This window comes from Gordonia sp. NPDC003425, from assembly GCF_053588635.1.
In genome coordinates this window covers 94,952-110,387 of record NZ_JBSFQI010000008.1, presented here as the reverse complement: position 1 = coordinate 110,387, position 15,436 = coordinate 94,952, and the positions used below count along the sequence as shown (strand labels likewise).

General features: G+C 67.3%; 13 protein-coding genes. 5 read left to right on the top strand and 8 right to left on the bottom strand.

The genetic code is table 11. The features are described 5' to 3' along the window. Positions 1–58: 58 nt before the first annotated feature. Positions 59–766, bottom strand: coding sequence for a TetR/AcrR family transcriptional regulator (locus ACWDTD_RS12050; RefSeq protein ID WP_449747336.1), 708 nt, complete (start codon positions 764–766; stop codon positions 59–61). A 209-nt stretch (positions 767–975) separates the two neighbouring features. On the opposite strand from ACWDTD_RS12050, the gene ACWDTD_RS12045 reads away from it, so the two are divergent. Together ACWDTD_RS12045 and ACWDTD_RS12040 are read left to right on the top strand one after the other, a co-directional pair. Then, positions 976–2,511 carry an MFS transporter gene (locus tag ACWDTD_RS12045; protein WP_449747335.1) on the top strand — a complete coding sequence of 512 codons (1,536 nt, stop codon included), beginning with the start codon at positions 976–978 and terminating at the stop codon, positions 2,509–2,511. A gap of 10 nt (positions 2,512–2,521) precedes the next feature. After that, on the top strand, positions 2,522–3,094 hold the full coding sequence (locus ACWDTD_RS12040; protein WP_449747334.1) for a nitroreductase family protein: 573 nt from the start codon (positions 2,522–2,524) through the stop codon (positions 3,092–3,094). Between the two features lie 27 nt (positions 3,095–3,121). Here ACWDTD_RS12040 and ACWDTD_RS12035 read toward each other — a convergent pair whose 3' ends face one another. Next, complete coding sequence (locus ACWDTD_RS12035) at positions 3,122–3,550, bottom strand: hemophore-related protein (RefSeq protein WP_449747333.1); 429 nt, start codon at positions 3,548–3,550, stop codon at positions 3,122–3,124. 353 nt (positions 3,551–3,903) lie between these two features. On the opposite strand from ACWDTD_RS12035, the gene leuA reads away from it, so the two are divergent. Next, the gene (gene leuA / locus ACWDTD_RS12030) at positions 3,904–5,757 is read left to right on the top strand and encodes a 2-isopropylmalate synthase (RefSeq protein WP_449747332.1); all 1,854 of its coding nucleotides are present in this window, start codon (positions 3,904–3,906) and stop codon (positions 5,755–5,757) included. Positions 5,758–6,094: 337 nt separating this feature from the next. Further along, positions 6,095–6,502 carry a DUF6325 family protein gene (locus tag ACWDTD_RS12025; protein ID WP_449747331.1) on the top strand — a complete coding sequence of 136 codons (408 nt, stop codon included), beginning with the start codon at positions 6,095–6,097 and terminating at the stop codon, positions 6,500–6,502. Here the strand turns inward: ACWDTD_RS12025 and ACWDTD_RS12020 are convergent. From ACWDTD_RS12020 to ACWDTD_RS11995, 6 genes are all read right to left on the bottom strand, one after another. Next, the gene (locus ACWDTD_RS12020) at positions 6,499–9,204 is read right to left on the bottom strand and encodes a LuxR C-terminal-related transcriptional regulator (protein WP_449747330.1); all 2,706 of its coding nucleotides are present in this window, start codon (positions 9,202–9,204) and stop codon (positions 6,499–6,501) included. The genes ACWDTD_RS12025 and ACWDTD_RS12020 overlap by 4 nt on opposite strands. 369 nt (positions 9,205–9,573) lie before the next feature. Next, entirely contained in the window at positions 9,574–10,983 is a 1,410-nt protein-coding gene (locus tag ACWDTD_RS12015; RefSeq protein ID WP_449747329.1) for a hypothetical protein, read from the bottom strand. Between the two features lie 11 nt (positions 10,984–10,994). Further along, a complete protein-coding gene (locus ACWDTD_RS12010) occupies positions 10,995–12,428 on the bottom strand; it encodes a DUF2252 domain-containing protein (RefSeq protein ID WP_449747328.1) in 1,434 nt (477 codons plus the stop codon). A 16-nt stretch (positions 12,429–12,444) separates the two neighbouring features. After that, on the bottom strand, positions 12,445–12,846 hold the full coding sequence (locus ACWDTD_RS12005; protein WP_449747327.1) for a DUF7144 family membrane protein: 402 nt from the start codon (positions 12,844–12,846) through the stop codon (positions 12,445–12,447). An 89-nt stretch (positions 12,847–12,935) separates the two neighbouring features. Then, the gene (locus ACWDTD_RS12000; protein ID WP_449747326.1) at positions 12,936–13,250 is read right to left on the bottom strand and encodes an SHOCT domain-containing protein; all 315 of its coding nucleotides are present in this window, start codon (positions 13,248–13,250) and stop codon (positions 12,936–12,938) included. A gap of 66 nt (positions 13,251–13,316) precedes the next feature. Then, positions 13,317–13,793, bottom strand: a complete 477-nt coding sequence (locus ACWDTD_RS11995) for a DUF6325 family protein (protein WP_449747325.1) — start codon at positions 13,791–13,793, stop codon at positions 13,317–13,319. A 263-nt stretch (positions 13,794–14,056) separates the two neighbouring features. Between ACWDTD_RS11995 and ACWDTD_RS11990 the strand changes: the two genes are divergently transcribed. Continuing rightward, positions 14,057–15,433, top strand: a complete 1,377-nt coding sequence (locus tag ACWDTD_RS11990; protein WP_449747324.1) for an FAD-dependent oxidoreductase — start codon at positions 14,057–14,059, stop codon at positions 15,431–15,433. The last annotated feature ends 3 nt before the right edge of the window (positions 15,434–15,436 follow it).

Below are 15,436 nucleotides of genomic sequence, written 5' to 3'. Positions count from 1 at the left end.
TCCGGGCACGCTCAACGAGAATCCGGGCACGCTCGACCGCTCGCGGCAATCCCGACCGTCACGTTTCGGTGGTCGTTGCGCCCGCACTCGCCTCGAAACCGGCACACAGATAGGCGACGCCGGCATCGAGTCCGACCCGGGGGTCGGCGAGCTGCGCCACCCCACCCCGTCGGGCCAGCGCGGCGAGAATGGGCAGTTGCGCAAGCCGCGGGTCCGACGCCGCATCCTCGCCACCGTCGAGAAGGTCCGCGACACCACCGGTGACGTCGGGGGACGCCTCGGCTCGCAGCAACTGCTCGCTCACCGTGATCAGCGCGACACCGTTGATGAAGTTCCAGAGGGTGAGCACCATCTCCACCGCGCGGGCGCCGTCGACCCCGAGTTCGGTGAATCCCTCGGCAAGCCACTCGAGACCCTCGAGACAATCGGCCCCGAGGCCGTACCGCGGCACCGAGTACGCCAGGACCACCCACGGATGATGCTGGTAGAGCTCCCAGTCGATGTCGACGGCAACGGCCACCCGCTCGCGCCAGGTCCGCGACACCCCGTCGCGGACCGGATACGGATATCTGCGACCGATCTCGACGACCATCGCCTGGAGCAGGGCGTCCTTGTCGGAGACATGGCGGTACAGCGACATCGCCCCGACCCCGAGTTCGTCGGCGATCCGACGCATCGACAACGCGTCGAGCCCATCGCGAGCGGCCACGTCGATGGCCGCGTCGACGATGGCCGACGCGGTCAACTTGGCCGTTTGCGTGGTCAAACGCCATCACTCCCGAGAATCGTGGCCTGGATCAGGACGTACGTCCGGAATAAAGCTCTTGCGTACAGCGTACTCACTTCCGTACCGTCGAATGGCGTACGGCGTACGCGCCGCATTCGCCCGACCACCGAAACCCCGACCACCGAAACACGGTCACCGCAGCACGTCCATCACCAAACCGAAGCACGTCCACCAAGGAGTCAGTCATCATGTCCGTCGCCGTCCGGCCGTCCGATCAGCGCACCCGGGACCACTCGGCCGCCGATCGACGCGCCTGGTGGGGACTGGCGGTGCTCACCCTCCCCGTGTTGCTGGTCTCGATGGACTTCTCCGTCCTCTACCTCGCGATTCCGTCGATCACCAACGCGCTGGACCCCAGCGCCACCCAGCAGCTCTGGATCCTCGACATCTACGGCTTCCTGATCGCGGGCCTGTTGATCACGATGGGCAATGTCGGCGACCGGATCGGCAGGCGCCGCATCCTGCTGGCCGGTGCGGCCATCTTCGGTATCGCCTCGGTGATCGCCGCGTTCGCCCCCACCGCGGGCGTGCTGATCGCCGCACGTGCCCTGATGGGCGTCGGTGGTGCCACCCTGATGCCGTCGAGCCTCTCGCTCATCGCGAACATGTTCCCCGACGCCCGCGCCCGCGGCCGCGCAATCGGTGTGTGGACCGCGTCTTTTGCCGGCGGATCGGCGATCGGTCCGGTGGTCGGCGGGGTTCTGCTGCACCACTTCTGGTGGGGCGTGGTGTTCCTCATCAACGTGCCGGTGCTCGCCGTCCTGTTCGCGCTGGCACCGCGTCTGGTGCCCGAATACCGCACCGGAAGCGGCGACCCGTTCGACTTCCTCGGCGTGGCGCTGTCGATGCTGGCCATCCTGCCGGTGGTGTACGCGGTCAAGACGCTGGCCGCTGAGGGAGTGCACGGCCCGGTGATCGCGCTCGGCGCGTTCGGGATGCTGATGTTCGTGCTGTTCCTGCGCCACGAACGGCGCGCCGCCCACCCGCTGCTCGACCTGCAGTTGTTCGGCAACGTGGTGTTCAGCGGGTCGATCGCAGTGGCACTGGTGGGGATGATGGCGCTCGGCGGCATGTCCTACCTGACCGGCGTCTACCTGCAATCGGTGCGCGGGTTCGACGTGTTGACGGCGGCGCTGGCCGGACTTCCGATGGCCGTGGCCGTGGCGGTGTTCTCCATCGGCGCCACCCGGGTGGCCGCACTCATCGGCGCACGCACCGCATTCGTCGGGTCACTCGTCCTCGCGGCCGTCGGCAACGTCGGACTGCTGTGGCTGTCGATGACGAGTCCACTCTGGATCTATCTGGTGTTCACATCGATCGCGGGCATCGGCTACGGCATCCAGTTCAGTCTGGTGTCCGACGTCGTGGTCGGATCGGTACCGCCGGAGCGTTCCGGCGCGGCGTCGGGCATCTCGGAGACGAGCTTCGAACTCGGCACCGCGCTCGGCCTGGCGCTGCTCGGATCGCTGGCCACGCTGGTGTTCCGCGAGCACACCAACGGCTGGGCGTTCGGCGACACCCTCGGCGACACGCTGCACACGGCCGACGGAATGGGCGCCACCGGAGCACCGCTGGCCGATGCCGCGAAGTCGGCTTTCGTCGACGGCATCCATGCCGCCTCACTCGCATCGGTCATCGCTCTCACCGTGCTGTCGGTGGTCCTGGCTGTGGTGATGCGCACACCCCGCGCCTCCGTGCGCGAGGACATCATCGACCCGCAGTAGCGTCGTTTTCGTGCATCCTTTGATCCGACAGCGCTGGAGCGCCCGCGGGTTCGACCCCGAGTCCACCGTCACCGCCGACGAACTGACCGAGATCCTCGACGCAGGACGGTGGGCTCCCACCTGGGGTCGCATCCAGCCGGTGCGGTTCCTCGTCGGGGTGCGCGGGGACGACACATTCGACACCCTCGTCGAGACGCTCAACCGCGGCAACAAGAGCTGGGCGCCGGCGGCCGGGGCGTTGATCCTGTTGTCCACCACCGACACTCCCGACGATCCGGCCCCCGACACCTACGGCGCGGTCGACCTCGGATTGGCCCTGGGACAGATGACTCTGCAGTGCGAGGCCCTCGGACTCAACGGCCACCCCATGGAGGGCTTCGACAAAGCCGCCGCGCGTGCGGCATTCGCGATTCCCGACGGACACAAACCGATGGTGATCCTGGCCGTGGGACGCCTGGCCACAGACCCCTCGACGCTGACCGAGGCGATCCGCGAACGCGACTCGTGGCCGCGTGAACGGCTACCGCTCTCCGAGATCGCGTTCACCGGCAGGTGGGGTCAGTCGTTCGACGCCGCCGACTGACCCCACCGGTGGGTCACCTGTGGTCGATCACTTGTAGTTGCCGCAGGTCTCCATGGCCTTCTTGATCGCGGCACGGTGCTCGGTGCGATCCTTCTTGCCGATGCCGTGGTCACGCAGGAAGTTCATGATCTCGGCGCGCTCGGGATGATGCTTCTCGGCTTCCAGCCGGCGCTGCTTGCGCTGCTCGGGGGTGAGCACGATGGTCTCCTCGAAGTGACGCTTGGCGCGCGGATGACTCGAGATCTCGTGCCATAGCTGCGGGTCCTCGGCACCGAGCGCGCGCTCCACCTGCGCGAGCGTGCATGCGGTACCCGGCACCATCGTGGTGGGCGCGGGTGCTGCCTTGTGCGGGTGTGCGGGTGCGGCGTTGGCAACACCTCCGGCGGCGATGGCCGTCGCGGCGCCCACTCCCGCGATCGCCACTGCGATCCGTCGGGCCACTACTCCTGAAGTCATACGAGACATGCACTCACCTTTCGTCCACCGAACACCCGCCGCGACCGGCGGGGACATCGTGTCGAATCGAGCTCGACGAGAACGAAGACAACCCTAGATTTCTTTGTGCCGGCTGAGAATTCACCCAGAAATGCCCTCAGTAATGCCCGCCCAAAGAGACCGTCAGTACCCCGTCACTCAACGAACGACCGACGGGCATTTGATCCGCGACCGGCCCGAGGAGTACATTCACACCCATGCATCGCGCGCTCCTTCTCGGATGCCGCGGCGGGGTCTGACACGACCGGCCCTCCGCCGCGGGCCTTTCGACGTGCCGGTCACCTCCCCCTAGATCCACTCGGAGATCGACCATCATGGCACCAGCAGCAGACACCTTTACTTCGGGCGCGAGTCGCATCGTCGAACCGTCCGGCCCCATCCCCGACGGCCAGCCCTCCTGGAACACCCAGCGCAACTCCGCGATGCCGGTACATCGCTACCGCCAGTTCGCCGACGAGGTCGAGACGGTGTCGGTACCCGATCGCACCTGGCCCGACACCACCATCACCCGCGCCCCGCTGTGGTGCGCGGTGGACCTGCGCGACGGCAACCAGGCGCTGATCGACCCGATGAGCCCCGCGCGTAAGCGCCGCATGTTCGACCTGCTGGTCCGCATGGGCTACAAGGAGATCGAGGTCGGTTTCCCGTCGGCGAGCCAGACCGACTTCGACTTCGTCCGCGAGATCATCGACGACAACGCCATTCCCGCCGACGTCACCATCCAGGTGCTCACCCAGTGCCGCGACGAGTTGATCGAGCGCACCTTCGAGGCCTGCCGCGGGGCGGCCAATGTGATCGTGCACTTCTACAACTCGACGTCGGTGCTGCAGCGTCGCGTGGTGTTCCGCGCCGACAAGGACAAGATCACCGCGATCGCCACGCACGCGGCGCACAAGGTACTCGAGGAGCAGCAGAAGTACCCGGACACCAACTGGCGTTACGAGTACTCGCCGGAGTCCTATACCGGCACCGAACTGAGCTACGCCAAAGAGGTCTGCGACGCGGTCACCGAGATCATCGCGCCCACACCGCAGAATCCGATGATCATCAACCTGCCCGCCACCGTCGAGATGGCGACGCCCAACGTCTACGCCGACTCCATCGAGTGGATGAGCCGCAACCTGGCCCGTCGCGATTCCATCATCCTGAGCCTGCACCCCCACAACGACCGCGGCACCGCCGTCGCCGCCGCCGAACTGGGCTACCAGGCGGGCGCCGATCGCATCGAGGGCTGCCTGTTCGGCAACGGCGAGCGCACCGGCAACGTGTGCCTGGTGACCCTGGGCATGAACCTGTTCAGCCGCGGGGTGGATCCCCAGATCAGCTTCTCCGACATCGACGAGATCCGTCGCACGGTGGAGTACTGCAATCAGCTCAACGTCCCCGAGCGCCACCCGTACGGCGGCGACCTGGTGTACACCGCATTCTCGGGCAGCCACCAGGACGCGATCAACAAGGGCCTCGATCAGATGAAGTTCGACGCCGACGCCGCGGACGCCGACGTCGACGACATCGTCTGGCAGGTTCCTTACCTGCCCATCGACCCCAAGGACGTGGGCCGCAACTACGAGGCCGTCATCCGCGTCAACAGCCAGTCGGGCAAGGGCGGCGTCGCCTACATCATGAAGGCCGACCACGGCATGAACCTGCCGCGACGCCTGCAGATCGAGTTCAGCCGCGAGATCCAGAAGATCACCGACGGCGAGGGTGGCGAGGTGTCGCCCAAGGAGATGTGGGATGTCTTTGCCGACGAGTACCTGCACCCGATCCGCCCGCTGGAGCGGATGCGGCAGCGCGTCGATGCGGCCGAGGTCGACGGCGGCGAGGATCACATCAGCGCGGTGGTGAAGGTCGACGGCGTCGAACGCGAGATCTCGGGTAGCGGCAACGGTCCGCTGGCGGCGTTCGTCGACGCACTCGCGACCGTCGGCTTCGACGTGCGGGTGCTGGACTACAGCGAGCACGCGCTCACCGCCGGCGGCGATGCCAGTGCCGCGGCGTACGTGGAGACCGAGGTGAACGGCGAAACCGTCTGGGGCGTCGGAATCGCGTCGTCGATCACGACGGCAAGCCTGCGGGCGGTGGTGTCCGCGGTCAACCGCGCCCACCGCGTCAATGCACCGTCGGTCGAGGAGGCGGGCACCGCGCCACGCACCTGGGCTCCCTGAGCACACGCCCTCCCCATCCCCCTCATCCCCATCCCCCTGCGCCACGCCGGTGGCACGCACGCAGGGATGAGAAATGAACCCGCACCGCGGCCGATGACCTCTGCCGCGCGCGTGCCGGGCATGGGCCGGACACACCGAGCGATCCCCGGGTGTCCGGCCCATTCCTGTCGGTTCTCCAGACCCACCGGCCCTGTGTGCGCACGCCGCTCACCCTGATCGGATGACGGTCTCGACCGTCCTCGGGTGCACACTCGACGTAGTCGAATTGGCCGAGTCGAGGAGGCGCCCGTTGGACAGCGACCACAGGTTGAGCCGACATGACCACGGGTTGGGCCCAGTGGACTACGTCGTCGTCGAATTGCCGGATGGATTCGGCGGGTTCGAGGCCCCGCTCACCGAGGCGCTCACCGTGCTGCTCGCCGACGGCACCGTTCGCGTGCTGGATCTGCTGATCCTGCACCGCGCTGTCGACGGCACGCTCGACGTTCTGGAGTGCGAAGATCTCAGCGGTCGTCTTCCCGAACACCTCGGCGACAACCTCGCCGAGATCCTCGCCGAAGAAGACCTCGAGAATCTCTCCGCGGCAATCACTCCCGGAAGCAGCGCACTGATCCTGGTGTGGGAGAACCACTGGGCGTGCCGATTTGCCACCGCCGCACACATGGCGGGCGCGAAACTCGTTGCGCAGGGCCGCATTCCCACGCAGGCCATCGTGCAAACCCTCATCGGCGACGAGGAGGCCTAGAGCAGATTGTGCTCACGCGCGCGGTCAACGGCCTCGCGCCGCGACGAGGCACCGAGCTTACGGTAGATCGACTGCTGATGTGTCTTCACGGTGTTGACCGACACGAACAGGTGCGAGGCGATCTCGGCGGCCTTGTACATCGTCGGCAGATACCGCAGCACCGCCATCTCGCGCTCGGTGAGCGCCTCGTGGGCCGACGGGGTGTCCGCGGCGGCAACGGTCCCGTGCGCACGAGGGACCACGTCGGAGATCTCGCCCATCACACGATCGATGAGCGAACGCTCCTCGACGGACAGGTCCGTCGACAGGTGCCGGACGCGGGTCAGCAGGTTCCGCAACTCACCGCCGTGTTCGGTGAAGGGCAGGAGCGCGCCGATCGGCGTCGCCGTGCCGATCGCGTCACCGATGCGCACGAGCGCTACCGCATCGCGTCTGAGACGATCGGCGGCCACCGCCGACAGCACACCGGCTTCCACGCGGAGTACCGCGAACTCGGCGTAGCGTGCGGGCTCGCCGAGAACCTGCAGCGCGTTCGCGGGCCGGTTGGTGGACAGTGCGATTCGGGCCCGGGCAATCCGCACGAGCGCCGCGATGAATCCGATCGCCTCCGGCACCGAATCCAGCGATTCCCGGGCTGCGTCGAAGTCACCGCCGAGCATGTCCACGTGGGCCGACGCCACCACCGACCAGGCATCGATCAGGTCACCGAGACCACCCGAGTGCCGGCGCATCGCCTGCAGGCGAGCACGCGCGAGACCCGCGGCGTGCAGGTCTCGACGAGCCGCCGCCAACCCCAGCGCAACGATCTCCACCACCGCCGCCGCGGCCCGGTCCGACCCCGCATCGGCCAGCGGCCGGGCGAAGCGGATGTCCTCGGCGGCCGCGTCGCAGTCCGCCCGCGATAGGTGGCTCAGCGCGGCGGCGGCATGCACGGCCAGGAACTGTGGCTGACGGCTCCAGCCGCGGCGGGCGACCAATCCGATCACGGCGGCACACCGGCGCCCGGCGTCGGGCAGTTTCCCCTCGATCGCATCGAGCATCGCCAGGTAGGCGTCGGCACCGGAGGAGGTGATCGCCATGCCCGCCCGGTCGGCCACCACTCGCACCTCGTCGAGTTGGGCCCGTGCCAGACCGAGATCGCCGGCCAGCACCAGGCTGATGGCGACGTTGTTGCGACCGATGAGAGCGTAGGACCCGGCCGCCGGGAGCTCGGCTCGCGGCGTGTCCGCCGCGAGCCGCATCAGTTCGGTGGACGCCTCGTGGAGTTCGGCCACCCCGGCCACCCGGGCCAGCACCAGCCGCACGTTCGCGAGAATGGCCTGCGCCCACACCGGACAGTCGCCACCGCGGGCCGCGAGTTGACGTTGCGCATCGTGCGAATTGCGTCGCACAGTGTCGTAGTCGCGACGGTCGTGGGCCACCACGCATGCCAACAGCAGCACCTCCGGGCTGGGATCGTGCGTGGCCTCGGCAACCGCGGGAACCAGCGCCCCGGCCAATGCCGCGGCATGGACGGTGACGATCAACGGCAGCGCCGAGGTCCCGACGATCTCGGCGACCCGCCTCCAGTCCCCGGCGGCGACGAGATGCCGAACTGCCGGTATGGACTCACCCTTACCCAGAAACCAGTCGGCGGCGCGCCGATGCAGATCGGGAATGCTCTCGGGACTCTCGGCACCGAGCCGGTCGAGGAGTAGTTCACGAAAGAGCGGATGATAACGAAACCAGTCCGGACGCTCCGACAACCGCACCGTCAGCGCGTTGCGTGCCACCAGGTCGTCGAGCACAGCGCGGCTGTCGGCTCTTCCGGTGAGCACCTTGGCGAGTTCGGCGTGAATCATCGGGGCCACACTCGTGGCGAGCAGGAATCTCTGGTCACTGGGCGACATCCGGGCGAGGATCTCCTCGAGCAGATACGCGGCCACGAGCCGGTTCTGTCCGCCGAAGCCACGCAGCGCCTCCCCCGGGTCGCCGTCGGACGACGGACTGCTCAGCAACGCCAGCCGCATGCCGGCGGGCCACCCCTGAGTACGTTCCACCAGCAGATCCAGCGCGGCCTCACCGATCGGCAGGCCGGCGCGCGCGCAGAACTCCCTCGCCTCGGTCTGCGTGAAAGCCAGTTCCGCACTATCGATTTCGACCAGCCGACCGGTCAGTTGGAGTCGGCGTAACGGAATCTGGGGCTGCTCACGGCCCACCAGAACCAGGTGCAGATTCGGCATACCACCGTCGACGAAGGCATTCAGCGAGTCACGCACGTCGTCGTCGACGATCCGATGGCAGTCGTCGACGACCAGGACGATCTCCTGCGGCAAATCGGCGAGCGCATCGGCGAGGCGGTCGACGTCACTGCCGCCGAATTGCGGGCCGGGCATGAACTGAGCGATCCGGGCGTCGGCGGCCACCAGATCGAGAGTGCGAAGTGCGGTGATGACCTCCAGCCAGAATGCCGGTACGTCGGTGCCCTCGCCGACGGTCAGCCACGCGACCCGCCCACGTCGGGCCGGTTGTCGCGCCCAAGCCGCGACGGCCAATGTCTTTCCGTATCCGGGTCCCGCACAGACGAGGGTGAGCGTTCCGCTCTCGCCGCGCGACAACAGGGCATCGAGGCGTGGCCGGGGGACGAAGCCGGGCGGCAACGCAGGACTCGATGTCCTCAGGCGCAGGGTGCCGGGCACCTCCGCAGCGTCGTTCTTCGCCACGTCATACCTTCGTTCGGCGCGGGCTGCTCCACGCGTCTCGACAGAATGGTACCGGCGGTGATGGGGTCGGGGTGGCGCTGTTCACCCCGTTCGCATGACGCATCCGCGTTCGAGGTGGCAGCACAATGGGGGAATTCGGATCGGAGTGGGCCGAAGGCTGCGGCCTCGGCTGCGGACGTCGACGGAAAGGGTTGCGATGGCCATGCGTTGGGGGCGGACACACCGCCGAGCCGTGATCGGCCATCCCGTGGCGCGAAACGCGGAACACCGCGATGCCGTCGAGATCCTCGAACGCGGAATTCGCCGACGCGGGCACGCACCGGCGAGCCGCACGACGGCCGCTGACGAGAACTGACGCCGGCGGCGCGCTCAGGCGGTCACAGCCGTGTGCGCCGCGCGACGGGCCGGCGCGACCGCGAACTCGAAGGCGATCAACACCAGCGCCCCGACCAGCACCACCCAGAACACCACCATGCCCGTCGGGTAATGCCAGAACATCAGGATCAGGGCACCGATGGTCGGCACGGCGATCCGGATCGGTAGCCGCGCCTGCCAGAGGCCTCGTTCCACCACGGAGGGCGCGCGATCCTTCCGTCGGGCGTCGATCGCACCGAATCCGCGCCGAATCCAGGCGCGCACCACGACCGCGGAGCGGGATCCGCTTGCGAAGAACCCGACGAGAGCGAGCACGAGGCCGACCACCGCGACTGCACGCAGTGCCAAGCGCATCGGGTTGATCACGGTGTCGAAGATGGCTTGTGCGGCCGGTTGGGACAGCACATCTGTGGGCATCTCGCTGAGATAGACGGACCGTCCCACCAGGACTGCCAGCGCCAGCACCAGCATGGCCAGCACCACCGCCACGCCCACGGCGGCCAGCGTGCGCATCCGGCGACCGCGCCCCGCGACACCCACCGCGGCGAAGATCACCAGGATGGTCAGCCACGGCAGAATGTCGGCCACCTTGTCGAGGGCGCTGACGAGGTTCTGGGCGCGGACCAGGTGTTTGGACTGCCAGATCACGAAGTCCTTGTTGACCACCGGGATCCTGTCGGCGAACGCGAACCCGCGTTCGGTCAGCCGCTGCTTCACCTGGGTGATGATCGGTCCGAGTTGGATGCTGATCGACCCGTTGTCGGTGTCGACCTGGATCGCGCCGTGGCGGGTGTCGCCGGTCACGGCGGCGACCACTGCCGCGTGCGCTTCTCGATTGGCGGTGACCCAGAGTTCCTCGAACTGCTGGGATCCGACGAACTCGGCCACGGTGGAGCGAATGAAGGCCTCGGCCTGGCCGGCGATCACCGGCGCCAGCCCCACAACGGCTTGGTCGACGCGAGGCCGGTCGGCCGGAGTCAGTTCCGTCAGAGTTGTCAGCGCATCGGTGGTGATCTGCTTGATGTTCACCTGGCCGTTGATCTCGTCGACGATCGCGTTGGTGACCTGTTGCTGCACAGCAGGATTCGACGCGAGGGGCGTTACTGTGGCGACGTAGTGATCGGTGTCGAGGATCTGGCTGCGCACAAACCGTGTGGTCACCGACAGCAGCGCCACCACAGCGCACAGAATGACCAGCGTGATGGCTCCCACCGCGCGCCAGTTCACCCGGCGGCGTGGGGATGCGGCGGCAGCTACGGCGGTGTCGCCACCTGCGGCGAGTTCGGCCACCTGGGCGCGCAGGCGCTCGAGTTCGGCGCGCTCGTCGGTGCTCAACGGATCGGGGATGCTGTCGGCAGCATTCGGTGATGGCTCATCGATCGAGCCGGAGGCGTCGTCGGACACGTGGGTCGCTTTCAGATGTCGGTGATGGCGGGGATCTTGGCCGCGGTGATGGCATCGACGAAGACGGCGTGGTCTGCCATGTTGCGCTTTGCGTATCTGGACGCGAAGCGCATGATGCTCTTGTCGAACTCTTCGGCGTCGCCGAGGTACGCGGCGATCGCCACTGCGTCACCCGAGCGGGCATGTCCATACGCCAGCACGCGGCCACACGCACGCCCGTACGCATCGAGACCGCCTTGGTCGAGCCCTTCGATGAGGATGGAGCCCTTGGCATCCCGTAGCTGGCGCAGATAGAAGTCGCGCGACACACCGTCGTGTCCGCGGCCCGAGTCCCAGCCGAGGAAGACGTCGCTGACCGCTTGGGTGAGTTGCTGCCCCTGCACCACGCGCCGACCCTGATTGTCGAAGGTCGGGCCGTCGAGGTAGCGCGCGAGGACCGACTCCTGCGCCTCCTTGGCCTGCAGGATCAATGGGTCGTTCTCGTCACGACCGCGGAAGAGCAGCACCCAGGCCTGAGTGCCCACACTGCCCACGCCCACCACCTTGCGGGCCACCCGTTCGAGCCGGAACTTGTCGAGCAGAACACGATGTCGGGGTTCCATCGTCGCGCGGAACGCGGTGAGGCGGTCGCCGAACTCGGCGTAGATATCGCGCGAGCTCTCCAAGCTCCACAGTTCCTCGATCGGAACGATCAGCGGTGGGGCACTGACGAATCGCAGCTCGCCGTCGACCACGGTGGTCAGTTTGGTCAGCGCCGACAGGCTGTCTCGCCGCCACGCCTTGTCGATCTGCTTCCGGATGCTCTTGGCGGTGGCCGCGTCGATCATGTCACGCATGTTGACGAGCTTGCGGGTCGGCTCGGCGTGCATGTACCAGCTCTGCAACGTGCCCATCTCGGACTGCTGGGCGATCGTTTCGCGGTACTCGCGGGCGCATGAGCGGGCGATTTCCTTGGCCGCCCTCCGCTCGAACCCGTTCTGCAGGGCCGCTACGGCGAGGCTGGCGGCCAGTCGCTTGACGTCCCACTCGAACGGTCCCGGGTAGGTCTCGTCGAAATCGTTGACGTCGAAGGCCAATCGGCGCTCCGGGGTCGCGAACAGGCCGAAGTTCGAGAGGTGGGCGTCACCGCAGAGCTGCACCGTGAGACCCGAGTTCTTCGTGCGGCTCAGGTCGTCGGCCATGACGAGCGCCGCACCCCGATAGAACGTGAAGGGAGACAGCGCCATTCGGCCGTGGCGAACCGGAACGAGTTCGGGGACCCGAGAAGTCGCCTGCTCGAGGAGGAGGCCGATCGGGTCCCGATCGGCCTCCTCGTCGAGATCTCCCACCGACGACAGCGGTAGGCGTTCACGGGCGTCGATGCCTTGTGCCTGCCGGTCCGCGACCGTAGCGAACGACGCGGCGGGGGCGGTGACGCGCTCGCTGTCGGTGGTCGGAGCGTTCATGGTGAATCCGGACTCATCACTCTTCGTCGGTGTCCCAGACGGACACCGCCCAGATGCCGACCAGTGCCAGCGCGATCAAGGTGATCGACCACCACGGGTAGTAGGGGATCCACAGGAAGTTGGCGATCACCGACAGTGCCAGGAACACCACCGCCAGCACACGCGCGAGGGTGGAGCCGAAGAACAGCATGAGCCCCGTGATGGCGATGATGACGCCGATGACGATGTGGATCCAGCCCCAGGTGGTGAGGTTGAATTTGTAGATGTAATTGGGTCCGACGACGAAGAGGTTGTCGGCGGCGACGGCCGAGACGCCCTGGAAGAATTCCAGGATGCCCACGATCAGCAGTATTGCGGCGGCCGCGATGGACAGACCACCGGCCCACTTCTGCTCCGTCGACGGGTCTTGGTAACTCATCTGATCCCTTTCTGTGACTACCCACTCGGCGAATTGCCGACCGGACACATACCTACTGGGCGAAAACCTGTTCGGCGCAATGCTTATGGTCAGGAACCGAGGATGCGACGCTTCTCCGCGTCGAACTCGGCGTCGGTCAGCACTCCCTGCGCGCGCAGATCGCCGAGTTGCTCGAGTGCAGCGATGCGGTCCTCGGTCGATGCGGCCGGCGGAGCCTGCGGCGGGGGCGCGTACGCCGGCGGTGCCTGCTGGTAGACGGGCTGGGGCTGCTGGTAGACGGGCTGGGCCGCGGCTTCTTGGCGCGCCCAGCGCTCCCCCTGTCGGCGTGACACGCGGTTCGAGACCGAGGTGGCGGTGCCGGCGATGACCGCCGTGCGGGCCACCCCTCGTAGTAGTCCTGGCATGGGTCCCTGCTTTCGTTCGGTGTGAGTGGTCGATCGTGTGCGTGAGTCGAGCTCCGGCCCTGCGCGTCAGTCCTCCGCTGCTTCCTCGACCGCGTCGAGCGCGGCGATGAGGGCGTTGACGGGGATGCGGCCGGACGCCACGAGCTGCGCCCCGCTGCGACGCAGACCAGTGGCCAAGGGCGCAGCCCAGAGATTCTCGTAGACGACGAGCACGCCGAGGCATCCCGGCTCCAGCGCCGACGCCGCCTCGGCCAGATCGGTCTCGTCGAGCAGACCGCTCGACGCCTCGGCCAGGAAACCGGTGTCGATGTCGCCGGTGAAGTCGACGTCGGCGAAGTCCACTCCGACCGCCGACCCGTCGGGCTCCCGGCGGATCATCGCCAGGTCGAGGACCCGGATGGTGCCGGCATCAACCAGGTCGAGCAGCAGGGAAAGCGCCGAGCCGTCGGGCTCGTGATCGGCGGGAAACTCGACGAGCAGGTAATCGATGGGGCCCATTTCGACATCGGTGTCGACGTCGCTGTCCACAGAGGAATCGTCCATACTCTGACTCTTACACCCGGTATGCCGGCATCCATCACCCGAACGGTATGAATCGGCATGAAATCGTGGCAGAACTGCGTCGACTCGGAGATTGAAGGTAAAGAGTGGATTGACGGCAGAGAGTGGATTGACGGGCAGAGAATGACAGTGCCGTAGATCGGTGTCATCTGGTGACACCAAACTACGGCACTAGCGAAACTACGGCACCAGCGCCCGACACCGACCGACTATCCGAGGCTCGGGCCGCGGGTAGGGTGGCGCGGGTGAAACGGATCGTGGTGGTCGGCGGCGATGCTGCCGGAATGAGTGCCGCTCACCAGGCACTGCGCACGGCCCGCACTAAGCATCGGGACGTCGACGTGGTGGTACTCGAAAAGACCTCCGACACTTCGTATTCCGCCTGCGGAATCCCCTACCTCGTCGGTGGACTGGTCGATTCGACCGACGACCTCACCGCCCGCACTCCCGTCCAGCACCGCGAGATGGGGGTCGACCTGCGTCTGGGCACCACCGTCACGGGATTCGACATCTCCGCGCAGACGGTCACCACCTGGACCGACGACGGCGTCGAATCGGAACTGCACTTCGATGAGCTCGTCCTCGCCACGGGCGCAGACGCCACCGTTCCGCCCTGGGCACGCGACACATCCGGCGCGCTCATCGACGGAGTCCATCCGGCGAAAACGCTTGAGGATGCCCGCTATTGGCTCGATCTGCTGATCGGCAGCGGACGGCGCGGGGTGGTGGTGGGCGGTGGGTACATCGGCCTGGAGATGGCCGAGGCGCTCGCCAAACGCGGTTTCGACACCACGCTCCTCACCCGAACCACGGTGATGAGCAAACTCGACCCCGAGATGAGTGCGCGCATCGAATCGGGCCTGGTGTCCGCCGGTGTCGAGGTGCTCACCGGCACCGTCGTCACCGGCGCCGACACGTCGACGTCGGGCACCATCCGGTCGCTGACCACCGCCTCGGGACGTGAGATCCCGGTCGACGTGGTGGTGCTCGCGCTCGGCGTGGGCCCGTCGACGTCGCTGGGTGCCGCCGCCGGGGTTCCCATCGGCGTGCACGGCGGCTACCTGCCCGACGACCGCCAACGCGTCGCCAACAACGTGTGGGCCGCCGGTGACTGCTGCGAGGTCGTCGACCGGATCACCGGAACCCGGATCTATGCCCCGCTGGGCACTCACGCCAACAAGCAGGGCCGCGTCTGCGGCTACAACGTCGCCGGCGACGACCGTCGCTTCCCCGGCGTGCTCGGCACCGCAATCACCCGATTCGTCTCCGGTGCAACCAATCTGGAGATCGCACGCACCGGCCTGAGCACGGAGGTGGCCAACCGGTTCGGCTACGACGTCTTCTCCTTGATCACCGAAAGCAACACCGCCAGCGGATATCTGGCCGCCGCCGCCCCCATCGCCACGCTGATCACCGCGGACCGGTCCACGCGCAGAATCCTCGGCGCCCAGATCGTCGGCGGCCCGGCGTCGGGCAAACGGATCGACACGGTCGCCGCCGCGCTGTGGGGCGAGATGACGGTGGATGATCTGGCCGAGATGGACCTGGCCTACGCCCCACCCTTCGCCACGGTGTGGGAGGCGGTGCAACTCGCCGCACGCCGTGTGGCAGAACGGATGTGAGTC